Origin of the sequence: Roseibium sp. MMSF_3544 (assembly GCF_030732845.1) — a bacterium.
GTDB lineage: Bacteria > Pseudomonadota > Alphaproteobacteria > Rhizobiales > Stappiaceae > Roseibium.
Genome location: NZ_JASHKA010000012.1, coordinates 1 through 21,897 on the forward strand (window position 1 = coordinate 1; position 21,897 = coordinate 21,897).

The window sequence follows — 21,897 nt, forward strand, 5'->3', positions numbered from 1 at the left end:
TGGCAGACCCGCCCTCCGGAGATCGGCCTGGCGCACGAACTGATCCACTCGCAGCACGCCGCCGATGGCGAGCTTGACATGACACAAGTGGACAATGACTCTAAGCCGGACCCTTCCGATCCGACCAAAAACGCAAAGGTCATCAAGGAAGAAGCCAGGACTGTAGGAATTCCGCCCCATGACAACGAGCCCTACAGCGAAAACAAGATCCGTGAAGAATGGGATCCTCCACAGCCCCACCGTGATTTCTATTAACCGGCGCAAATTCGCAGCAGGTCTGGCACTACTCGGCCTCACCGGCGGCATGAAGGAAAAGGCGGCAGCAATGTCAGCAATCACCAATCAGAACAGCGACATGTCCTTGTCGGTTGCCACACGCGAAGACGACAAAACGCTCCATCTGACCTATCAGGTGACCAACACATCCGGCAGGACCCTTTACCTGTTCGATGTTCTGCACGGCGAGTTCGACGGATCGGTCTTTCCGTTGGTAGACGCCTGCTATGCGACAATTGAGCAGGATCAGCTGGTTTTGAGCCGTCAGATCGTGCAAGTGCCCGGCAACATGCTTGTGGACGTGGAGAACATTCCGTTTGTAACGGCAATTCAATCCGGCTCCTCGATTGAAAAGACCGTCAAGCAGCCATTGCCGGTCTATCCTTGGACACCCTACACCGACCACGACACCATTCCCGAACCGAAAGGGGTTCTTCAGTTGAACACCTGGTTCCGCCTTGGCTATTTTCTGGCCGCGCCAGGAACAGCTGAACTGCTTGAGGCCGTTCAGACGGATCAGGGCACTCGCCCGGCATTCAATCCATTCCCCTACGCCTCCCAGAAATTGATCATGGCCGGCCCTCTCGGCACGGTCGAGACATATGATATGGGCTAGTTCATATCCTCGTGGGCCCGGCCTACCGTCAGAACTGCGACAAACCACGCCGTAGCTGCTCGGATGGCGGCACTTCGGTGCCAATTCTGAAGCTGAAACGCTCCACCCGCGTCACGCCGCTGTCTGTTTCGCACCTGAAGTCCACGTTGAACCAGCGTCCAAGGCTGCGAAAGGCCGCGTTGCGGGGCTCAAGAACATTGCCGGAAAGCCCCCGGAATGAAGGCAGCAATTCAGGTGGAACAGCGCTGACCGCTGTCAGCTGAGCGCGCAATTCAGAGACGCACAGGCGATTGAGCCGCTCACCCGCCGGTATGCCGCGTAGGGCTGTTATGGAACGCTGCTCTTCGAGCGGGTTCCGGGTAAAGAGCTGCCGTGCGGGGATCAGATCGGACCGTCCCGCAGCTGGCGGCGCCGAAGCCGGTGGCGAAGATGGTTCGGGCCTGATCACCGGTTTTGGCGCGGGTGCAGCCGCCGTCACGATCGGCCCGACCGTCCCGAAGTCATCGGTCGAAATTTCATCCGCCTCTCCGACATCCACTTCCGCTTCGGTGCCCGCGTCCGTTTCGGTGGAAGGCTTGGCCTCAGGGGTCGGCAGAGAAGCTATTTCCGTATCACTGACCGGTCCTGCCAGCGGATCGACATCGTCAGCGGTCTCGATCCCGGTCTCCAGATCCTCGGAAGGTTCAGCGTCCGTTTCCGTCTCGGGTTCGGGTTCTGCCTCAGCTTCCGGTGCCGGTTCCGAAGTCTCTTCTGCCTCGGCTGTCTCCAGCGCATCGGTTTCCTGTACGTCTTCGGGAACATCGCTCTCCGGCGGCTCTGGCAAGTCTTCTTCGGCCACTTCCTCAAGCGGCTCTTCGACGGGCTCTTCTGCGCTTGCCGGCGGACCTGAATCTTCTTCGCCAAATTCTTCCACCGGCTCGAGCACGGTCACCGGGGGTGCGCTCTCAGCATCAGGAGCAGGTTCAGGCTCCGGCGTTGGCTCCTCGGTTTCTTCCTCTTCAGGTTCCGGCTCTTCCGGTTCCGGCTCTTCCGGTTCTGGCTCTTCCGGTTCTGGTTCTTCTGGCTCGGGCTCTTCTGGCTCGGGCTCTTCAGGGGCAGGCTCCTCCTCGACCGGTTCAACCGGTTCAGGAGCTTCAGCGATGATGATTTCGACGTCGATCGGTTCCTGGACAGGCTCTGCGACGTAGCCGGAAATCTCACCCAGAAATACGAGCCCCAAAAAGCCGTGCAGCACCAGGGAGGCGATCAATCCTCCCAGGAAATACCGTCTGTCTTCGGTCACCGTCTCGCTCATCGGACGGTTCATATCGTCGATTATGGCCAAAAACGTGCCCTTGAGCGGATTGCGGCGATCAACTTGCAATCAGGTGTTTCAGCAAAAAACCCGGCATTGCGGCCGGGTTTTTCAAGATTTCCGTCACATTTGCCTGCGTCTTAGCTGTCCAGGAACGACCGCAGCTTGCGCGACCGGCTCGGGTGCTTCAGCTTTCTGAGCGCCTTTGCCTCGATCTGGCGAATGCGCTCGCGCGTGACAGAGAACTGCTGGCCGACCTCTTCCAGCGTATGGTCGGTGTTCATGCCGATGCCAAAACGCATACGAAGAACGCGTTCCTCGCGCGGCGTCAGAGATGCCAATACTCGTGTCGTGGTTTCACGCAGGTTCGACTGGATCGCTGCATCGATTGGCAGAACCGCGTTCTTGTCCTCGATGAAATCGCCGAGGTGGGAGTCTTCCTCGTCGCCGATCGGCGTTTCGAGCGAGATCGGTTCCTTGGCAATCTTCAGGACCTTGCGGACCTTTTCCAGCGGCATTTGCAGCTTCTCTGCCAGCTCTTCCGGGGTCGGCTCACGGCCGATCTCGTGCAGCATCTGCCGGGAGGTCCGCACGATCTTGTTGATCGTCTCGATCATGTGGACCGGAATACGAATGGTGCGGGCCTGGTCGGCGATCGACCGGGTGATCGCCTGCCGGATCCACCATGTCGCGTATGTCGAGAATTTGTAGCCGCGCCGGTATTCGAACTTATCGACCGCCTTCATCAGGCCGATATTGCCTTCCTGAATAAGATCCAGGAACTGCAGACCGCGGTTGGTGTATTTTTTCGCAATCGAAATCACGAGACGCAGGTTCGCCTCGACCATTTCCTTCTTGGCGATGCGCGCTTCGCGCTCGCCCTTCTGCACCATCGCAACGATGCGGCGAAACTCTGTGATTTCCAGACCGGTTTCCGTCGCCAGCGTTTGGATTTCCTGACGCAGCTCGCGCACGGTTTCCTTTTCCTTGGCGATGAAGTTTTTCCAGCCACGGGTGGAGAGATTCGCGACCTTGCGCAGCCAGTTCGGATCCAGCTCCGCACCCTGATACTGCTTCAGGAAGTCCGTGCGGTCGACGTTGTAGCTGTCGGCAAGGCGCAGGAGACGGCCCTCGTAACCCATCAGGCGCTTGTTGATGTCGTAGAGCTGCGCGACCAGGGCATCGATACGATTCTGGTTTAGCGACAGGCTCTTCACATCAACGATGATGTCTTCCTTCAGCTTCTTGTAGCGCCGCTCCTGGCTTGGAGACAGGGTCTTGTTGGCCAGCTTGTTTTCAACCAGCTGGTCCTGCAGACGGCGAAGCTTCTTGTAGTTGTCGGCGATGTTGTCGAACGTTTCCAGGACGCCGGGCTTCAGTTCGGCTTCCATTGCGGACAGCGAAACGTTGGACTCAAACTCGTCGTCGTCCTCTTCGCTTTCCCCTTCGCCCTCTTCGTTTTCCGTGTCTTCGGAAACGCCGCTCTCGGACTTTTCTTCCGTCTTTTCCGCGGGCGCAACATCATCGTTGGCAACGGCGGGCCCTGCCTTGGCGTCCGGGCCGGCATAGGTCGCTTCCAGGTCAATAATGTCACGCAGAAGAACCTGCGCTTCATTCAGCTCGTCACGCCAGATGATGATCGCCTGGAAGGTCAGCGGGCTTTCGCACAGACCCGCAATCATGGCTTCACGACCGGCTTCGATACGCTTTGCGATCGCGATTTCGCCTTCGCGGGACAAAAGCTCAACCGAGCCCATTTCACGAAGATACATGCGAACCGGATCGTCGGTCCGGTCTGCCGGCTCTTTCGTGTTGGTGGTCTTTGCCACCGCAGTCGTCGTGGTTGTCGTCAGCTCACCGCCATCGACTTCTTCCGGCCCGTCTTCAGCCTCGTCGGAATCGATAACGTTGATGCCCATATCGGAAAGCATGGACATGGTGTCTTCGATCTTTTCCGATGACACCTGCTCGGAGGGCAAAACTTCGTTTAGCTCATCATAGGTGACATAGCCGCGTTTCTTGGCGGCTTTGATCATCTTTTTGACTGCGGCATCCGACAGGTCCAGCAGCGGGCCGTCCGGGCCATCCGTGGGTGCTTCCTGCGTGTCTTCAGCTTGCGTCGCTTTGGCTACCATATCGTGCTCCAGTTCGCGGCCGGGGTGGCCGCGCAGCGCCCTTACTTTGGCTTCAAACCAGTCTTCTTTCAGCGCGCCGGCAGTCCCTGCGGCCGCGTCCAAAAGAATCGATGTGGATAGGTTTGTAAGCCGTGTCCCTTAAGTCCCAATTAACCGTGGCGTTTTCGACATTGACGGGTATTAGCATCAACGAAGCACACGGCCTTTCAATTTGGCGCTCGCGGTTGCGGGCACCGTCTCGGTGTTCAAACGGGTTTGCAGCCTTTTGTTCAGACTATTTGCCGCGCGCTGGCTCTGTAAGCTGCGGCACTTGAGGGCTGCAAAAGTTCTATTTAGCTCGGCGCGCACGATTCGCAAGTGTGATTCGTCATCAGTCAATTGGAAAATGCATTTTTTGTGGCCTCACACACGCTTAGAGCCATCTTTTTGCAAATCTGAGCGTCCGGACGAGCCCTGTTCGAGGACCCGAACACAACTGATCTGGAGTTCCGGATACCGTGTACTGTTACTGCGCTGCAGCCACCGGTGGTGCAGTTCTGATCTTCTTGGCCCGTTCCGCGAGATTGGCTTCTTCACGTGCGCATTCTTCGCGGCGGCGGCTCAGATCCTGCGTCAGAGCCTGAATGCGCATCCAGGATTGCTCGTCGAGCTCTTCCCCTGCATCTGAAAACTCGTCATTCAATTCTGTCTCCAGGGCGTTCAGTTCCAGGAGATCGAGAAAATGAAGAAATGCCGCTTCGACGAAATCCTCGGGGGGATTGGTTTTCAAGAGCGGAAAGCGGTGGTTCAAAGCAGAAAACTCGGCTCTGCCCTGTTCCTGCAAACCGATCGTCTCCATCATCATCTCGTCCATGATGTCACGCATCGGCTCGTCGAATGATCTGGTCAGATCCGCAACAGGTGTTGCTTCCAGATCGTCCACAATTCGGCAAAGGACATCGCGAAGCTGCATGTGCTGTTCGTTCGTGAACGGCAGACCCGTCAGGCGCTCGAAATTCCGGTCCAGCAGATGCGGATAGCGCATGCAAAGCCCAAGAACCAGGCGTTCGGTTCCGAAATCGTTGCTCGCCGCGACACGCTCGCGCGCAATCCCAAGTCCGGCCGATGCATCCGCCTGTTTTTTGCCGTCACGCCGCGAGTGGCGGGCCTGTTCAAAGAACAGATTGGAGAGCTTGAATTTCAGGTCGAGCTGATAGCGCCGGCGGACACGTTCGTCCCGGATCGTCGCAATCAGGTCGTCAAACCGTTTTTCAAGTGCGGCCTTGCGCTCAGGCGTATCAATACGGGAAACGGAGATTTCGCGTTCCCACACGGCATCGAAAAGAGCCTGCGCCTTGCCGACTTCCTGCCGGAACCCGTCGAGCCCGCGCAACTTGACCAGATCGTCGGGGTCCATGCCATCAGGCAAAAAGCAGAACTGAAACGAGTAACCGCTTTTCAGAACCGGAAAGATCCGGTCGATCGCCCGGTGGGCCGCCGACACGCCGGCAACATCGCCGTCGAAACAGATCACGGGTTCAGGGGCAAACTTCCATAACCGAACCACCTGGTCCTCGGTAAAGGCCGTCCCGAGAGAGGCCACCACATGGCGGATCCCGGCCTGCCAAAGCGCAATGGCATCCAGATATCCCTCCACAACGACGGCTTCCCCGGCCTTGAACGCCGGTTCGCGCGCACGGTGGGCGTTGAACAGCATGACCCCTTTGTGAAACAGCGGCGTTTCCGGCGAGTTCAGATATTTCGGCTGACCGTCGGGCAAAAGCGTCCGGCCACCGAAGGCAACCACCCTGCCCCTGTCGTCCTGGATCGGGATCATCAATCGACCCCGGAAGCGATCGTAACCAGGTCGCCCGTCGTCAGGCTTGATCACGAGGCCGGCTTCCACCATCGCTGCTTCCGGGATCTCCCTGGCCTCAAGATAGGATTTCAGGGCGTTGCGGCTGTCGGGTGCAAAGCCGAAGCGGAACTCTCTTAAAGTTTCCGGCGCAAGGCCGCGCTTCGCCGTGTATTCGCGCGCGCCGGCCCCTCTCGGACCGGAATACTCGGTTTGAAAGAACTGTGCCGCCATCTCGCAAATGTCGGCGAGACCCGCCCGTTTTTTCTCCCGTTTGGCGGCTTGTGGATCTGGGGCAGGCAAGGCGACGCCTGCCTGCTCGGCAAGCCGCTCGACAGATTCCGGAAAACTCAGTCCCTCTGTCTCGCACAGAAACGTAAAGTGATCACCGGACGCACCGCAGCCAAAACACTTGTAGCGGTTTCGCCGGTCATCGACGTGAAAACTCGGGGTGTTTTCCTGATGGAAGGGGCAGCAGGCCCAGTAGTCGCCCTTGCCCGGCTGGGTCTTGCGGCGATCCCACGTGACCCGGCGTGCGACAATGTCCGACAGCGTCAGCCGGGTGCGGATTTCATCGAGAAGGCGCGGTTCGAAACGCATGTGACGGACGGACGATCTTTATGTGTTCCATGAACGGCGGGCGACCACATCGATGTCCGCCCGGTAGCCCTGCAAAATAGTGCGTCTTTTGCCGCCGCGCCAGAGGAACGTGGACAGCAAGAGCCGACTTTCGACGACCTGTTGATAGAGTTGGAGTGCCCAGCCTAGATTCCGGCTAGCCTTGCGTGTCCTCAACCCCGCCTTGCGGCGCGTGACCGTTGCCGTTGCCGTTTGTGCGCAACATGTCCTTGACCACGCAGGACGCCTGAACGAAATCCATTTTTCCGGGATACCGGCTTTTCAGCTCGTTCATGCAGCGTCCGATATCGCGCAGACCATGGGCGTCGATATCCTTTACGGTTTCCTCGCAAAGGGCCCGCATTTCGTCTTCGCTGAGCTGGGCCGGCAGAAACTCTCGAATGATGTCCTGTTCGACACGTTCCTGCTCAACAAGATCAAGCTGGCCGCCCGTTTCGAACTCCTCCGCTGAGACCTCTCTCTGGCGGATCATTTTCTGCAGGATCTCAATGACGTCGTGGTCGTCGACACCGTCCTTGCCGCTTTCACGGGCAGCGATTTCCCGGTCTTTGACTGCCGTCTGGATCAGGCGCAGCGTTGCGCACCTGCGTTTGTCGCCCTGTTCCTGAGCTGTTTTCAGCGCAGCGTTGATTCTTTCGCGCAAGTCGTCGCGCATGGTTCACCCTACCCCTGCCGTACTGAGCCCGCGGGCGCTTCGGCGCCCTTCCACACTTCTCAGTCAAGCTATTGAATTTGAACGATTTTTTTTCAAAGGATCAATATTGACGATCCTTGCCGCTTCCCATAGAGTCCCGCGCTTGATGCAGACGGCCACTTGCAGGTGCTCTCACCTGCCCCGGACGCCTATCCTGCAGCGCATGATGTCACCAACAGACTCTGGATACAAGACATGACGACTGCAGACGCATGGTCTGAGACCCCGGCGACAGCCCTGCTCGTTCTCTCCGACGGCAGCATTATCGAAGGTCAGGGCCTTGGGGCAACCGGCCAAGCCGTTGGTGAGATTTGCTTTAATACCGCGATGACAGGGTATCAGGAAATTTTGACGGACCCGTCCTATTCCGGTCAGATTATCACCTTCACCTTTCCACATATCGGCAATGTCGGCACGAATGATGAGGATATCGAGACTGTCAACATGGCCGCCGACAGCGGCATTCGCGGCGTCGTTCTGGCGGCCCCTATCACCGATCCGTCCAATTATCGTGCTGCAAAACATCTCGATGCCTGGCTGAAAAACCGCAACTTGATCGGCATCTGCGGGGTCGATACGCGTGCGCTGACGGCCCTGATCCGGGAAAAGGGCGTCCCCAACGGTGTCATCGCACATGCCGCCGACGGACAGTTCGACCTGGAAAGCCTGAAGACGGCCGCCGCCAACTGGCCCGGTCTTGTGGGAATGGATCTGGCCAAAGATGCCTCGACCACTCAGTCACACCGATGGTCTCAGACCACCTGGAAGTGGCACGAGGGTTATGGAGAGTCCGACACTGCCCGTTTCAAGGTCGTGGCCATCGACTTCGGCATCAAGAGGAACATTTTGCGTCTGCTGAAAGAGGCAGGTTGCGAAGTGATCGTCTTGCCGGCAACAGCAAGCGCTGAAGAAGTCCTTTCGCATGAACCCGACGGTGTATTCCTGTCGAACGGACCGGGAGACCCCGCGGCGACCGGCGAATACTCTGTCGGCATGATCAGGAATGTCGTCGACAAGGGCATACCGGTATTTGGAATTTGCCTGGGACACCAGATGCTGGCGCTTGCCCTTGGAGGCAACACGATCAAGATGCACCAGGGCCATCACGGCGCCAATCACCCCGTCTTCGATCATACGACCGGCAAGGTTGAAATCACGTCGATGAATCATGGCTTTGCGGTCGATGCTGACAGTCTGCCGGACAATGTCGAGCAGACCCATGTCTCGCTGTTCGACGGATCCAATTGCGGGCTTGCGATGAAGGACAAACCTGTCTTTTCGGTCCAGTACCACCCGGAGGCCTCGCCCGGCCCGCGCGACAGCCACTACCTGTTTCAGCGCTTTACCGACCTTATGCAATCATCGAAAGCGGCCTGAACCGTCACGTCCGCTTGGGGAGCGTCTTCGTGACGACCGGAACGGCAAAAACCGAAAGCCCCGGCACACTTGTGTGTACCGGGGTTTTGCTATTCAAAGCGTGACAGTTAAGCAATCAGCTCGTCAAAAGCTGTGAGAACCTGGTCTACCTCGGCAATCTGCTCGTCGAGCATTTCTTTCTGCTCAATGAGGATCTCTTGCTGTCCACGGCAGATTTCCTGAAGTTCCTTGAACTGGTCCTGCTTGTCGGAGCTGCCTTCGACCAGTTTGATGACCCTTCTGATTTCAGCAAGTGTCAGTCCGATCTTCTTCGCCTGAAGAATGACACGCATCCGCGAGACATCGCGCGTGCCGTAAAAGCGGCGGGCACCCTTACGTACAGGATTGAGGAGTCCTTTTTCTTCATAGAAGCGCAGCGTGCGGAGCGTCACATTGAAACGCTCAGACATTTCGGAAATCGCGAGGGCACGATCATCCAGCACCACGTCCTGTCCCGGACCAGCGATGTCCGGAACAACGACCATTTTGGTTGCGACATTGTTCATAGTAGTAAGCCCGATCTTGTTTTTATGTTCCGAGTCTGGTCAGGCTTTGCAGCGCTCCTGTCGATCCGGTCCCACCTCCAGAGTTTCAGGTCCCACTAGCACTGCAAAAAACAACCTCTCAGCATGAGCATCAACTCACGGCAAAAGTCCCGATTCATTATTTTTGGAACATTGCACACAGACTAATACACTGGATCGCTAGGTAAAATCTACGCAAAAATTAGGTAAAAAGATCATTATTCGCAGAAGTTTCAGTCTAGTGAAAATTAAATCTCTGCTAAAGATAGAAAGACAACAAGAGCAACATCTTTTATTCACCCACTCGAACCAAGGAGGGGTTATAAATATTAATTATCGATAATCTGCTTTTAATAAATCATATTTTCTTTCACTGCAATTCAAGCGGACTTTTTTCTTAACTCCACGGCAGATTGCTTTTTGAAAACTACTTTATTTTCCTAGCCTTAACAGGGTCGTTTATTTTACCTCGGCAAAATAACCTAGGTGCTACGTAGCCACATTCCGGTATTCAAGTGCAAGCGACACTTTGCAATCATTAATAGGATAACGATTGTTCTACCCCCTTTACGGGTTAATTTCCGGATATGTACCGATATTACGAAATATTTCTCCGACAACTTTCAGGGCTCAAACAGCTGTGGAGAACTTGGTCTTTTCGCCAAAAAAATTCCACTACGGAATGGCAACGCGAGAAGCAACTGGCATCTGCGTTAACTCGGATTGAGTAAATCCGCGCATTTAGGCATTTTCATGCCGGCGCTGGTGGCGGCAGTTGCCTGGCGGTGCCGGTGTTGCAAAAAAGTAGCACACTGTGCACTTCTTGATTGACAAAGTGCCATCCAGGTTATTTCTGTCTTTTTGATCGGCGCGTGTCCGTCCGCTGCGGCCGCGCGGAACCAAGTTACTTTGGAATAAAAGAAATATGGCCGAATCGAAGACAAAAGCCTCTCTGCCAGGCATGACACCCCAGCAGTTTCGCCAGTGGCGGCGAACGCTCGGACTGAAGCAGAAGGATGCGGCTGAGCGGCTTGGTCTGAAGAAACGCATGATCCAGTATTACGAAAAGGGAAATCGCGACGGCCGACCAGTGGAAATCCCGAAATCCATACGTCTGGCTTGCTACGCGCTGTCGGAAGGGATCGGAGACTTTGACGGTCAATTGACGACACCTTTGGGGCCGGATGCGGCAGATAGCGAATAATCTTATCAATCCGGCTCGGAAAACGTCGAGTTCTGCCCTGTCCGGGGTTTCCTAGCGCTCAGCTTTTCCCTATAAGACGCGCTCAGCCAACATTGTCATTCACTTACAGACCGAGCCAGACCGAATAGCGAACGCGCTTATCCGGAACGGTCGCTGCGAGCCGCGAGCCGAGATGCCAAAACGCACAGATATCTCTTCCATCCTGATCATTGGAGCCGGTCCGATTGTCATCGGTCAGGCCTGCGAATTCGACTATTCCGGCACACAGGCCTGCAAAGCGCTGCGCGAAGAGGGCTACCGCATCATCCTGGTCAACTCGAACCCGGCCACGATCATGACCGATCCTGACCTTGCCGATGCGACCTATATCGAACCGATCACCCCGGAGCTTGTGGCCAAGATCATCGAAAAGGAGCGCCCGGACGCGCTGTTGCCGACAATGGGCGGCCAGACCGCTCTCAATTGCGCGCTCGACCTCGAACAGATGGGTGTCCTTGAAGAGTTTGGCGTGGAGATGATCGGCGCCCGCGGCGATGTGATTGAAAAGGCTGAAGATCGCGAGAAATTCCGGGCAGCGATGGACACCATCGGCTTGGAGAACCCGCGCGCGGCCATTGCTTCCTCACCTGCCATTCGCGACGACAACGGACGGATTACCGGTTACGATCGCAACGCGGGCTACCTGGAGGCCATGCGCGCCCTCGACGAAATCGGTCTTCCGGCTATCATTCGCCCGGCCTTCACCCTTGGCGGTACGGGCGGCGGCGTCGCCTATAACAGGGAAGAATTCGAGACCATCGTCCGCTCCGGCATTGACGCCTCCCCGGTCGGGCAGGTCCTGATCGACGAGAGCCTTCTGGGCTGGAAGGAATACGAGATGGAAGTCGTCCGCGACAAGGCGGACAACTGCATCATCATCTGTTCAATCGAGAATGTTGATCCGATGGGCGTACACACGGGTGATTCCATTACGATCGCCCCCGCGCTCACGCTGACCGACAAGGAATACCAGATCATGCGGGACGCCTCGATCGCAGTCTTGCGCGAGATTGGTGTCGAAACAGGCGGCTCGAACGTCCAGTTCGCGGTCAATCCGGAAAACGGCCGGCTCGTGGTCATCGAAATGAACCCGCGCGTTTCGCGGTCGTCCGCACTCGCCTCCAAGGCGACCGGCTTCCCGATTGCAAAAATCGCGGCAAAGCTGGCAGTCGGTTACACGCTCGATGAACTTGAAAACGACATCACCGGCGGCGCGACCCCGGCCTCCTTCGAGCCCACCATCGACTATGTCGTGACCAAGATCCCGCGCTTCGCCTTCGAGAAATTCCCCGGGTCGGAAGCAACGCTGACCACGGCGATGAAGTCGGTCGGTGAAGTCATGGCCATCGGGCGCACCTTCAACGAAAGCCTGCAAAAAGCGCTGCGCGGTCTGGAAACCGGTCTGAACGGTTTTGATGAAACCGACATTCCCGGGCTCGACCAGGGCGACGACAAAAATGCACTGCGCGCCGCCGTCTCCACACCAACGCCCATGCGCCTGCTCAATGTAGCTCAGGCCATGCGTTTCGGCATGACGATTGAAGAGATCAACCAGGCAAGCGGCATCGACATCTGGTTCCTGGAGCAGATCTCCGACATTCTGGCCATGGAAGCAAAGGTCAGAAACATCGGACTGCCGAAGGATGCTGTGAACCTGCGCAAACTGAAGGCCATGGGCTTTTCGGACGCGCGTCTGGCAAGCCTTGCAGGTCTCGACGCCGGCGATGTCGTCAAGCTGCGCGACGCGCTGAATGTGCATCCGGTCTACAAGCGCATCGACACATGCGCAGCCGAGTTCGCCTCACCGACCGCCTACATGTACTCGACTTACGAGGCTCCGTTCATGGGCGCTCCTGCGTGCGAATCCGATCCGTCGGACCGCAAGAAGGTTGTCATCCTCGGAGGTGGCCCGAACCGGATCGGCCAGGGGATCGAGTTCGACTATTGCTGCTGCCATGCGGCCTTCGCACTCGACGATGCCGGGTATGAAACCATCATGGTCAACTGCAATCCGGAAACGGTCTCGACCGACTACGATACGTCCGACCGGCTCTACTTCGAACCGCTCACACCCGAAGATGTGCTTGAGATCATCCGCAAGGAGCAGGAAAATGGAACACTGCACGGCGTTATCGTGCAGTTCGGCGGTCAGACGCCGCTGAAACTTGCGCAGGCGCTCGTCAAGGCTGATGTGCCGATCCTCGGAACGTCGCCGGACATGATCGATCTGGCGGAAGACCGTGACCGTTTCCAGAAGCTGCTCGTCAAACTTGGTCTCAAACAGCCGGAGAACGGCATTGCCTACTCTGTCGAACAGGGCCGCTTGATCGCTGGCCAGCTCGGCCTGCCGCTGGTGGTTCGCCCGTCTTACGTTCTCGGCGGCCGCGCGATGCAGATCATCCGCGATGAGGAGGCCCTGAACTCCTACCTGCTTGGCACATTGCCCGAGCTCGTTCCGGCGGAGGTCAGGGCAAAATACCCCAATGACAAAACCGGCCAGATCAATACCGTTCTCGGCACGAATCCGCTGCTCTTCGACCGTTATCTGGACGGTGCCATCGAAGTGGATGTCGACGCGTTGTGCGACGGCAAGGACGTTTTCGTGTGCGGCATCATGGAGCACATCGAAGAGGCCGGCATTCACTCTGGCGACAGCGCCTGCTCGCTCCCGCCCTTCTCTTTGTCTCCGGACCTCATCGCGGAGCTGAAACGCCAAACGACAGCTCTGGCGCTTGCGCTGGAGGTCGGCGGTCTCATGAACGTCCAGTATGCCATCAAGGACGGCGAGATCTTCGTTCTTGAGGTCAACCCGCGCGCGTCCCGCACCGTGCCGTTTGTCGCCAAGACCATTGGGGCTCCGATCGCCAAGATCGCCAGCCGTGTAATGGCCGGGGAAAGCCTCGCCTCCTTTGGTCTGAGCGAAAAGCAGTTCGATCATATCGCTGTCAAGGAAGCCGTCTTCCCCTTCGCGCGCTTCCCGGGCGTCGACACGATCCTAGGACCGGAAATGCGCTCCACCGGGGAGGTCATGGGCCTCGACACAGCCTTCGGCACCGCCTTTGCGAAGTCCCAGATCGGATCGGGAATTGGTGTGCCGGACAAGGGCACTGCGTTCGTTTCCATGCGGGACCCGGACAAGGAAGGCGTCGTGGAAGCCGTGCGCAGCCTTGAAGCGGCAGGCTTTAAGATCATCGCCACGGGCGGCACCCAGAAATACCTTGAAGACCAGGGCATCTCGGTGAAGAAAATCAACAAGGTGCTTGAAGGCCGTCCGCATATCGTCGATGCTGTCAAGAACGGTGAGGTCCAGCTCGTCTTCAACACGACGGAAGGTGCGCAGGCCATTGCCGACAGCCGGTCCATGCGCCGGGCGGCTCTGCTGAACAAGGTCCCGTATTACACGACCCTTGCAGGCTCTGTCGCAGCAGCCAAGGGCATTACCGCACACAAGGCGGGAAGCCTTGAAGTAAGACCTTTACAATCCTACTTCGGCTAAGGCTATTATACACATGACCGGCCGGGAAAGCGCGCCTTTCCCGGCTTGGTTTGTTTTTGTAAATGCGCGGTCCTAGCAATGAGCAAGATGAGCTCGGATGGACCCAATAAGTTGAAGGTCTGAGACCCATGGAAAAAGTTCCGATGACCTCTGCCGGGTACAAAATGCTTCAGGATGAGCTGAAGGAGCGTACGACGGTTGAGCGTCCGCGCATCGTCGATGCCATCGCGGAAGCGCGTGCGCACGGCGATCTGTCGGAAAACGCCGAATACCATGCGGCAAAGGAAGCCCAGAGCCTGAACGAAGGCCGTATTTCGGAACTCGAAGATAAGCTGTCACGCGCTGAAGTCATCGACGTTACAAAGCTCTCTGGCGAGATTGTTAAGTTTGGTGCAACCGTGTCCCTCATTGACGAGGACACGGAAGAGGAAAAGCACTACATGATCGTCGGCGATGTTGAGTCAGACGTGAAGCAGAGCAAGGTATCCATTTCCTCTCCGATCGCGCGCGCGCTGATCGGAAAGTCTGTCGGTGACAGTGTCGAAGTGGCCGCTCCAGGTGGCGCGCGTTCCTACGAGATCGTGGAAGTCAAATTCCTCTGAACCTCTGACATTCCAATCAGATAACGCCCTACCAGGCAGCAACAGACGATTGCCGTTTTCCCTTTGACGCGTGCCGGTCACCCGCTAAGGTGTCACCAGTACGTGTTGGAGGTCATGCGATGGTCTTTCATGCTATTGGAGTGTGGCTGCTGGTGGCTGCCGTGCCGCTTTGGATCTATCGCTGGTATGCGTTTTCGAAGCTGGACGCACGCGAGCGCCGCATTTTCACGCGGATCGTCAAACGCCGTCATGAGAACGCCTATGCGTTCGCCCTGCAGATGTTCGGCTTCCTGCTCGCGCTTGCCGCTGCCGTGATCGTACTCGTTATGGGGCTGCGCTACATCAAGCAGGGCTCGATTGAATTCGGCGCCTACCGCGAAACCATCCGTAACCGTCTTTATTCCGGCGTCGACCCGATCGACCGGGCGCTGGACGCCTATCACTACGACCAGTTGATGCCGATCGCGATCATCACGACCTGCGCGCTCCTGAGCGTCGCCTTCACACTGGTCGCAACAGCGCTTCGGGATATTTCACTTATGTCCCGTCTCAACAAGAAACTGGAAGGCATGAAGGAACGCCAGGAACAGGCGGCAGCGGGCTAGGTTACCGACCCTGGTAAGGGGTGATTGATTTGTGGCTTACGCGTCGATCGGCACCACCGGCTCGTCCTTGGTCCGGCGGATCGTCAGCGCCGTGCGCACGCTGTCAACATTCGCCGCTGCGGTCAGTTCCCGAATGACGAAGTTCTGGAATGCTTGCAGATCAGGCGCAACGCATTTCAGGAGGAAATCCACTTCGCCCGACAGCATGTAGCTCTCACGCACCAGCGGCCAGCTCTGAACCGTCTGCTCGAAGGCGATCAGGTCGGCTTCGGTCTGGCTGTGAAGCCCAACCATTGCGAAGGCGGTCACATCGTAGCCGAGCTGCTTTTCGTCGAGCAGTGTCCGGTAGCCCTGAATGAGACCGGCCTCCTCCAGAGCCCTTACCCGGCGCAAACAAGGTGGCGCGGATATGCCGACCCGTCTGGCCAGCTCCACGTTGGTCATCCGGCCGTCGTCTTGTAATTCTTTCAGGATCTGCCAATCAATGGCGTCAAGCCGCGCTTTCAATCCTGTCTCCTTTGAACTCTGCCGCCCGCACCGCCTGTGGGTAGATCTCCTGAGGCGAGCTTGGCATCTTGCGGAAAAGCTGGTCTCCGCGATAACGTATTTCGTGTTGCCGAATTATGATTTTTTGCGCGTTTGTGCAACAGTATAACAAAATTGCGCACGATTCCGAAAGATTACGAAAGGGAAAGTTCTCCATAAATGCACAGCGAGCCGGAGATCTCCCCAGCATCCGTTTGGATCATGACGGATGGCAAGGCCGGTGACCTGGCACAATGTGTTGGCGTGGCGGAGGCAATTGGCGCACCTTTCGAAACCCGGACGATCGCACCACGCGCACCCTTTTCCTGGTGGCTGCCGCACGGCCCCATCGATCCACGCGAGCGCGAGACGCTACCCGGCAGCCCGATCGCACCGCCCTATCCGGACATTGCCATCGCCTCGGGTCGTCGCGCCGCAGCCTATCTGCGCAGGCTGAAAAAACTCTCCAATGGTGCAACCTTCACCGTCTTTTTGAAGGACCCCCGGTCAGGCACCGGAACCGCCGACCTGATCTGGGTTCCCGAACACGACAAGCTGCGTGGCGACAACGTCCTGGTCACCGTGACCTCGCCCCACCGGTTTTCATCCGAAAAACTCGATAAACTGCGTGCAGAGGCCGTGCCGGACATCGATGGGCTCGGCCACCCCCGGGTCGCCGTACTCGTTGGCGGCAACAGCCGCCATCATAGTTTTACACAAGACGATCAGGATCGGCTTCTGAACGGCCTCAAGGCAATGGCGGAGAATAATGATGCCCGTTTCATGATCACGACCTCAAGACGGACACCGCCTCCACTCGCCGATGGTTTGTCCAACCTGGCCAATTCGGGTGGGCATTGTTACTGGTCCGGCGAAGCGCCTAATCCGCTCGGCCATTACCTGGCAAAGGCGGATGCTATTGTAGCGACGGCCGATTCGACCAATATGATTGGCGAGGCCGCAGCAACCGGAAAACCCGTTCACGTGTTCCATCCGAGTGGCGGTCACGGCAAAATCACCCGTTTTTTGGAAAGTTTGGACCGTCTAGGGGTAACACAGCCCTTTCCAGGTCCGCTAAAAACAACTACCTACGAGCCGATAGATGCGACACCCGTCATCGCGGAACGCGTTCTGGCAGAGTTTGCAGCCTCAAGACGGCAGCGCAACGAGCCTTGACCAGCGTCATGACCTGGTGGGCTGAGACGACAAAGAGACAGGAAGAAGGTAGCTTCATGAGCACGGAACACAGCAAGCTATTGATCGTTGGCTCCGGTCCGGCCGGGTACACCGCGGCGATTTACGCGGCCCGCGCAATGATTGAACCGACGCTGGTTGCCGGAATTCAGCCGGGCGGGCAGCTGACGATTACCACCGATGTCGAGAATTATCCGGGCTTCGCGGATCCGATCATGGGCCCCTGGCTGATGGAACAGATGCAAAAGCAGGCCGAAAATGTTGGCACGAAGGTCCTCTATGACACGATCATCAAAGCCGACCTGTCACAGCGGCCGTTCCGCCTGGAAGCCGACAGCGGTACGGTGTTCACCGCCGACACGCTCGTGATTGCGACCGGTGCCCAGGCGCGCTGGCTCGGACTTCAGTCTGAAGAGGACTATATGGGCGCCGGAGTCTCGGCCTGTGCAACCTGCGACGGTTTCTTTTACCGGAACCGGGAAGTGGTTGTGGTCGGCGGCGGCAACACAGCGGTCGAAGAAGCCCTCTATCTGTCCAATCTTGCCTCCAAGGTCACCTTGGTGCATCGCCGCGACAGCCTGCGCGCAGAAAAGATCCTCCAGGACCGGCTGTTTCAGAACCCGAAGATCGACGTTATCTGGGACCATCAGGTCGACGAGATCCTGGGCGGCGGCGAGCCGAAAGCAGTCACTGGCGTTCGCCTGAAAAGCACGAAGACAGGAGAATTCCAGGAAGTTTCCACTGACGGTGTCTTCATCGCCATCGGCCATGCACCATCTGTGGAACTGTTCAAGGATCAGCTGGAACTGAAGCCGAACGGCTACCTGGAAACGGCTCCGGATTCGACAAGGACGTCGATCCCGGGCGTTTTCGCTGCAGGAGATGTCACGGACGACATTTACCGTCAGGCCGTCACTGCCGCCGGCATGGGCTGCATGGCCGCCCTTGAAGCGGAAAAGTTTCTGGCTGAACATGAGGCTGCAACGACACAGCAGGCTGCCGAGTAACGCCACTGATTGTCCTGCGGAGGGGCATGCATGGATTGGGACAAATTGCGCATCTTTCATGCAGCCGCCCAGGCTGGCAGCTTCACGCATGCGGGCGACACACTGCACATGAGCCAGTCGGCTGTCAGCCGTCAGGTGAGTGCCCTGGAACATGACCTTGGCGTCGCCCTGTTTCACCGGCACGCCCGCGGGCTGCTTTTGACCGAACAGGGCGAGCTCCTCTACCGGACGGCAAGCGACGTCCTGATGAAGCTGGAGTCGGTGCAGTCCAGCCTCACCGACAGCAAGGAAAAACCGTCGGGCATCTTGCGTGTGACCACCACTGTCGGGCTTGGATCGACCTGGCTGACGTCGCGCATCAAAAGCTTCATCGACCTTTATCCGGAGGTCGACCTGCATCTGATCTTCGACGACGACGAGCTTGATCTCGGCATGCGCGAGGCCGATGTCGCCATCCGCCTGCGACAGCCGACCCAGCCGGACCTGATCCAGCGCAAGCTGTTCACCGTGCATTTTCATGTTTATGCCGCACCCGAATACATTCAGAGGTTTGGCTCTCCGGCCTCGATAGAGGATATCGACAACCACCGCATCATCACCTTCGGCGAACAGGCCCCTGCCTACCTCAGATCCATGAACTGGCTGGATTCCGCCGGCAGGCCCGCCGGCGAACCGCGGCGCTCCGTCCTGAAGGTCAATAACCTGGTTGCAATCAAACGCGCCGTTCAGTCAGGCGTCGGCATCGCGATCCTGCCCGACTACATCATCGATCATGCGACCAATCTGGTGCCAGTCCTGACCGAACAGGAAGACAAGGTCCCCTCTTTCGACACCTATTTCGTCTATCCCTCGGAATTGAAGAACACGGCCCGCGTAAAAGCTTTCCGGGAATTCCTGCTGACAAGCGCCGAAAAATGGGTCTATTGACCGAAGCGACCTGCCTAATAATTGAGCAGCACAAAAAGCCAGCACACCTGTGATATTTTTGCGTCACTTTAGGAAACTTGGCGGTTTTCTTCAGCTGATAAAGTAATTACTTGAGGCGGACAGTAAACAGAATCCGGCAAGAACCTGTTGTTATACAATAACAATTCCAGATTGAAGAAATGTCGGCGCCAAGCTCTGCGTGAAATGCATAGCAGATTTGCACGGCTGCCACTTGTTTGCGCAGCTTGTGCACCGCATATAAGCAGCACTGTTGGTCACACGGGCGTCACATCCTCCTCCCAGTGATGTCCAGACCAGCTGTTCCCCTCTGGAAGGTGATTCCACTGTATTCAGTGAATCAAAATAAACTGCCGGGTCTTTTAAGACCCGGCTCTTTTTTTGTCCAGATGAGATTTTTCGGCGAACCGCAGCACCGCTGCTTCGTCACATGAACAGCTTTTCGCCGCTCAGATTTTCGTAAAGACCGGCCACCTGCTCGCCATAGCCGTTGTAAAGCAGGGTATCGCGGCGCTCTTCCGTTCCCAGAAGCCTTTCCGTTGCTTGCGACCAGCGACGGTGTGGCACTTCGGGGTTCACGTTCGCCCAGAAACCATACTCCTTGGGCTGGATCTCTTCCCAGAAGCTGACGGGACGCTCGGATGTGAACGAGATCCGTACCACCGACTTGATGCATTTGAAGCCGTATTTCCAGGGAGTCACCAGGCGCACGGGCGCGCCGAACTGCTTGGCGAGCGGCTTGCCGTAAATGCCCGTCGCCATGAAGGCGAGTTCGTTGGTGGCTTCTTCCAGCGTCAGCCCTTCCACATAGGGCCAGGGATACCAGGTCTGCTTCTGGCCGCTTGCGATGGAAGGATCGAGGAATGTTTCGAAGCGCAGATACTTCGCATTGGTCTGCGGACCTGCCAGCTTGACCAGCTCCGCTAGCGGGAAACCGGACCAGGGCACCGCCATCGACCAGGCTTCCACGCAGCGGTGCCTGTAAAGGCGTTCTTCCAGCGGCATCTTGGAAAGAAGGGTGTCTATGTCGACGATCTGCGGATTGTCGATCAGTCCGTCCAGCGTCACGGTCCAGGGCCGGATCTGGAGCTGCTGCGCCGCCGGCCAGATCTGCTTGTGTGAGCCGAATTCGTAGAAGTTGTTGTATTTGGAGGCAACATCTTCGGCTGTCACGTCCCGGTCCAGCTTGAAGGCAGCGTTGCGTTCCACCGGATAAAGCCCTGCGCTCGGGTCTTCCTCGGCGAATGCCGGGCGCACACCGAGACCGGTGCCAAGAAGCGCACCGCTCCCGGCAAGGCCCGCCAGAATCTGACGGCGGTTCAAAAACACATGTTCCGGTGTGGCCTCGCGCTCCGGGATTTCCCAGCTGCGCTTCTTCAAGATGTTCATGTTGTGGCTCCTGTTTGCCAAAGAAAGAACCGGAATCGGCCTTCAAAGGCAAATAACGCCCTAGTGACCGGGAACAATCGGATCGTGAAGAAAAAACACCCGCTGCGGAGGGGGACGTGCTTCAATCTTGTGCATCGTCCGCTTCCAGTTCTGAGCCTGAAGCCTCTTGCAAACCGCCACCCCCGTTTCCGGCGAGCGCGAGGAAGGTGATTGCACCACAAATCGATAGGAAGCGAAGCGACTCTGGGTTTATTGTTTCATATTGGAAAAACTGACAAGTGAAGGGAGGACACAAATGTCGATCGAAAGCGTATTGAACAGTGCCGTGGCGGACGAGAAAGTCCCATTCGTTGTCGGAATGACCGGCAATTCCGAGGGGATCACGTACTCCCACGCAACCGGGAATGCCACCTCTTCAATGGCGGTGGATGCCGATACCGTTTTTCGCATTTTCTCCATGACCAAGGCGGTTGGAGGCCTTGCTGCCGCTATTTTGGTGGACCGGGGCAAGCTCTCGCTCGACACACCGGTCGGCGATGTTCTGAGCGCCTGGAACGACTTGAAAGTGCTTGAGGGTTTTGACGGTGACAAGCCGGTGCTGCGCGCCCCGAAGACCCGGGCCACATTGCGCCATCTGGTCACTCACACAAGCGGTTTGGAATACGAATTCTGGAACACGGACGTTCCCAGGTACATGGAACTGACCGGTCATCCCACAATCCTGTCTGGATTGAAGAGTTCGCTCAACTACCCTCTGACATTCGATCCGGGAACCCGCTGGGGCTACGGCCCAAGCACTGATTGGCTCGGCCAGATGGTTGAAGCTGCCGACGGCAGGCGTATTGATGCTTTCTGCCATGAAGAAATTTTTGAACCGCTTGGCATGACGAGCACGGCTTTCGAACCGGAAGGGTTGCAGGATCGGCTCGCCGACGTCTTCATCCGCGGCGAGGATGGCAAATTTGGTCCAATGGAGCTGGCTCCCCCATCAATGCCTGAAGTATACGGCATGGGGCATGCGCTCTATTCCACGCCCAACGACTACATGCGTTTCCTGCGCATGTTGTTGAACAAGGGACATTTGGACGGAAATCGCATTTTGTCTGAGAACGGCGCAGAGACGATGCTCGGCGATCAGATGCATGGACTGAAGTTTCAAAGAATGGTGTCTTGTTCTCCCATAACGGCCGACGTGGTCCTGCCGGACGATACGGCTCACAGCATGATCGCGACACTGCATACGTCGGACATTCCAGGAAAGCGGTCCGCGGGAACACAAAGCTGGGCGGGCGTATGCAATACTCACTACTGGGTCGACCCGAGCAAGGATCTGGCCGCAGTCATCATGACCCAGTCCCTTCCCTTTGTTGAACCCCCATTCATGGAGACTTACGACGCATTCGAACGCGCGGTCTACACGGTCAATTGACGCTTGACCGCGGTGACGACAATGGCATTGGGAC

The 21,897-nt window shown here is 57.3% G+C and carries 18 protein-coding genes; 11 read left to right on the forward strand and 7 right to left on the reverse strand.

The annotated features are described in order from the left end of the window. A partial coding sequence (locus RBB47_RS17720; protein WP_305987199.1) for a M91 family zinc metallopeptidase occupies positions 1-255 on the forward strand: 255 nt, incomplete at its 5' end. Beyond that, positions 242-892, forward strand: coding sequence for a hypothetical protein (locus tag RBB47_RS17725; RefSeq protein WP_305987200.1), 651 nt, complete (start codon positions 242-244; stop codon positions 890-892). The genes RBB47_RS17720 and RBB47_RS17725, both read left to right, overlap by 14 nt. Positions 893-920: 28 nt before the next feature. On the opposite strand, the gene RBB47_RS17730 is transcribed toward RBB47_RS17725, so the two are convergent. From RBB47_RS17730 to RBB47_RS17745, 4 genes are all read right to left on the reverse strand, one after another. Then, positions 921-2,255: a DUF930 domain-containing protein gene (locus RBB47_RS17730; RefSeq protein ID WP_305987201.1), complete on the reverse strand. Its 1,335-nt coding sequence runs from the start codon at positions 2,253-2,255 to the stop codon at positions 921-923. A gap of 71 nt (positions 2,256-2,326) precedes the next feature. Further along, positions 2,327-4,321: an RNA polymerase sigma factor RpoD gene (gene rpoD / locus RBB47_RS17735; protein ID WP_305987202.1), complete on the reverse strand. Its 1,995-nt coding sequence runs from the start codon at positions 4,319-4,321 to the stop codon at positions 2,327-2,329. A 505-nt stretch (positions 4,322-4,826) separates the two neighbouring features. Continuing rightward, positions 4,827-6,755 (reverse strand): DNA primase, encoded by a 1,929-nt coding sequence (gene dnaG / locus RBB47_RS17740; protein ID WP_305987203.1) that lies wholly within the window; start codon positions 6,753-6,755, stop codon positions 4,827-4,829. A gap of 175 nt (positions 6,756-6,930) precedes the next feature. After that, positions 6,931-7,437, reverse strand: a complete 507-nt coding sequence (locus RBB47_RS17745) for a GatB/YqeY domain-containing protein (protein ID WP_371932813.1) — start codon at positions 7,435-7,437, stop codon at positions 6,931-6,933. A 246-nt stretch (positions 7,438-7,683) separates the two neighbouring features. Between RBB47_RS17745 and carA the strand changes: the two genes are divergently transcribed. Continuing rightward, a complete protein-coding gene (gene carA / locus RBB47_RS17750; protein WP_305987205.1) occupies positions 7,684-8,865 on the forward strand; it encodes a glutamine-hydrolyzing carbamoyl-phosphate synthase small subunit in 1,182 nt (393 codons plus the stop codon). 107 nt (positions 8,866-8,972) lie between these two features. On the opposite strand, the gene RBB47_RS17755 is transcribed toward carA, so the two are convergent. Next, on the reverse strand, positions 8,973-9,410 hold the full coding sequence (locus RBB47_RS17755; RefSeq protein WP_305987206.1) for a MerR family transcriptional regulator: 438 nt from the start codon (positions 9,408-9,410) through the stop codon (positions 8,973-8,975). A 943-nt stretch (positions 9,411-10,353) separates the two neighbouring features. Here RBB47_RS17755 and RBB47_RS17760 point away from each other — a divergent pair. The 4 genes from RBB47_RS17760 to RBB47_RS17775 all read left to right on the forward strand — a co-directional run bounded on the left by RBB47_RS17760 (position 10,354) and on the right by RBB47_RS17775 (position 15,374). Next, positions 10,354-10,632, forward strand: a complete 279-nt coding sequence (locus tag RBB47_RS17760; protein ID WP_305987207.1) for a helix-turn-helix transcriptional regulator — start codon at positions 10,354-10,356, stop codon at positions 10,630-10,632. A 172-nt stretch (positions 10,633-10,804) separates the two neighbouring features. Next, on the forward strand, positions 10,805-14,167 hold the full coding sequence (gene carB, locus RBB47_RS17765) for a carbamoyl-phosphate synthase large subunit (RefSeq protein WP_305987208.1): 3,363 nt from the start codon (positions 10,805-10,807) through the stop codon (positions 14,165-14,167). A gap of 128 nt (positions 14,168-14,295) precedes the next feature. Further along, complete coding sequence (gene greA, locus RBB47_RS17770; protein WP_305987209.1) at positions 14,296-14,769, forward strand: transcription elongation factor GreA; 474 nt, start codon at positions 14,296-14,298, stop codon at positions 14,767-14,769. A 119-nt stretch (positions 14,770-14,888) separates the two neighbouring features. Then, positions 14,889-15,374 carry a hypothetical protein gene (locus RBB47_RS17775; RefSeq protein WP_305987210.1) on the forward strand — a complete coding sequence of 162 codons (486 nt, stop codon included), beginning with the start codon at positions 14,889-14,891 and terminating at the stop codon, positions 15,372-15,374. 36 nt (positions 15,375-15,410) lie between these two features. On the opposite strand, the gene RBB47_RS17780 is transcribed toward RBB47_RS17775, so the two are convergent. After that, on the reverse strand, positions 15,411-15,881 hold the full coding sequence (locus tag RBB47_RS17780) for an Lrp/AsnC family transcriptional regulator (protein WP_305987211.1): 471 nt from the start codon (positions 15,879-15,881) through the stop codon (positions 15,411-15,413). 198 nt (positions 15,882-16,079) lie between these two features. Between RBB47_RS17780 and RBB47_RS17785 the strand changes: the two genes are divergently transcribed. Genes RBB47_RS17785 through RBB47_RS17795 form a run of 3 tightly spaced genes read left to right on the forward strand, consistent with a single transcriptional unit; the run spans position 16,080 to position 19,027 of the window. Then, entirely contained in the window at positions 16,080-17,075 is a 996-nt protein-coding gene (locus RBB47_RS17785; RefSeq protein ID WP_305987212.1) for a mitochondrial fission ELM1 family protein, read from the forward strand. A 56-nt stretch (positions 17,076-17,131) separates the two neighbouring features. Continuing rightward, positions 17,132-18,100, forward strand: a complete 969-nt coding sequence (trxB, locus tag RBB47_RS17790; protein ID WP_305987213.1) for a thioredoxin-disulfide reductase — start codon at positions 17,132-17,134, stop codon at positions 18,098-18,100. 30 nt (positions 18,101-18,130) lie between these two features. Continuing rightward, positions 18,131-19,027, forward strand: a complete 897-nt coding sequence (locus tag RBB47_RS17795; protein ID WP_305987214.1) for a LysR family transcriptional regulator — start codon at positions 18,131-18,133, stop codon at positions 19,025-19,027. Positions 19,028-19,471: 444 nt separating this feature from the next. Here RBB47_RS17795 and msrP read toward each other — a convergent pair whose 3' ends face one another. Then, a complete protein-coding gene (gene msrP, locus RBB47_RS17800; protein WP_305987215.1) occupies positions 19,472-20,434 on the reverse strand; it encodes a protein-methionine-sulfoxide reductase catalytic subunit MsrP in 963 nt (320 codons plus the stop codon). Positions 20,435-20,729: 295 nt separating this feature from the next. Here msrP and RBB47_RS17805 point away from each other — a divergent pair, with 295 nt between their 5' ends. Next, positions 20,730-21,863, forward strand: coding sequence for a serine hydrolase (locus RBB47_RS17805; protein ID WP_305987216.1), 1,134 nt, complete (start codon positions 20,730-20,732; stop codon positions 21,861-21,863). Positions 21,864-21,897: the final 34 nt, after the last annotated feature.

Bases quoted from the DNA above. Each gene is read 5' to 3' on its own strand.
- msrP (WP_305987215.1), bottom strand. From the start codon at position 20,434: ATGAACATCTTGAAGAAGCGCAGCTGGGAAATCCCGGAGCGCGAGGCC.
- RBB47_RS17775 (WP_305987210.1), top strand. From the start codon at position 14,889: ATGGTCTTTCATGCTATTGGAGTGTGGCTGCTGGTGGCTGCCGTGCCG.
- RBB47_RS17785 (WP_305987212.1), top strand. From the start codon at position 16,080: ATGCACAGCGAGCCGGAGATCTCCCCAGCATCCGTTTGGATCATGACG.
- carB (WP_305987208.1), top strand. From the start codon at position 10,805: ATGCCAAAACGCACAGATATCTCTTCCATCCTGATCATTGGAGCCGGT.
- RBB47_RS17760 (WP_305987207.1), top strand. From the start codon at position 10,354: ATGGCCGAATCGAAGACAAAAGCCTCTCTGCCAGGCATGACACCCCAG.
- greA (WP_305987209.1), top strand. From the start codon at position 14,296: ATGGAAAAAGTTCCGATGACCTCTGCCGGGTACAAAATGCTTCAGGAT.
- trxB (WP_305987213.1), top strand. From the start codon at position 17,132: ATGAGCACGGAACACAGCAAGCTATTGATCGTTGGCTCCGGTCCGGCC.
- RBB47_RS17795 (WP_305987214.1), top strand. From the start codon at position 18,131: ATGGATTGGGACAAATTGCGCATCTTTCATGCAGCCGCCCAGGCTGGC.
- RBB47_RS17805 (WP_305987216.1), top strand. From the start codon at position 20,730: ATGTCGATCGAAAGCGTATTGAACAGTGCCGTGGCGGACGAGAAAGTC.
- rpoD (WP_305987202.1), bottom strand. From the start codon at position 4,321: ATGGTAGCCAAAGCGACGCAAGCTGAAGACACGCAGGAAGCACCCACG.
- carA (WP_305987205.1), top strand. From the start codon at position 7,684: ATGACGACTGCAGACGCATGGTCTGAGACCCCGGCGACAGCCCTGCTC.
- RBB47_RS17755 (WP_305987206.1), bottom strand. From the start codon at position 9,410: ATGAACAATGTCGCAACCAAAATGGTCGTTGTTCCGGACATCGCTGGT.
- dnaG (WP_305987203.1), bottom strand. From the start codon at position 6,755: ATGCGTTTCGAACCGCGCCTTCTCGATGAAATCCGCACCCGGCTGACG.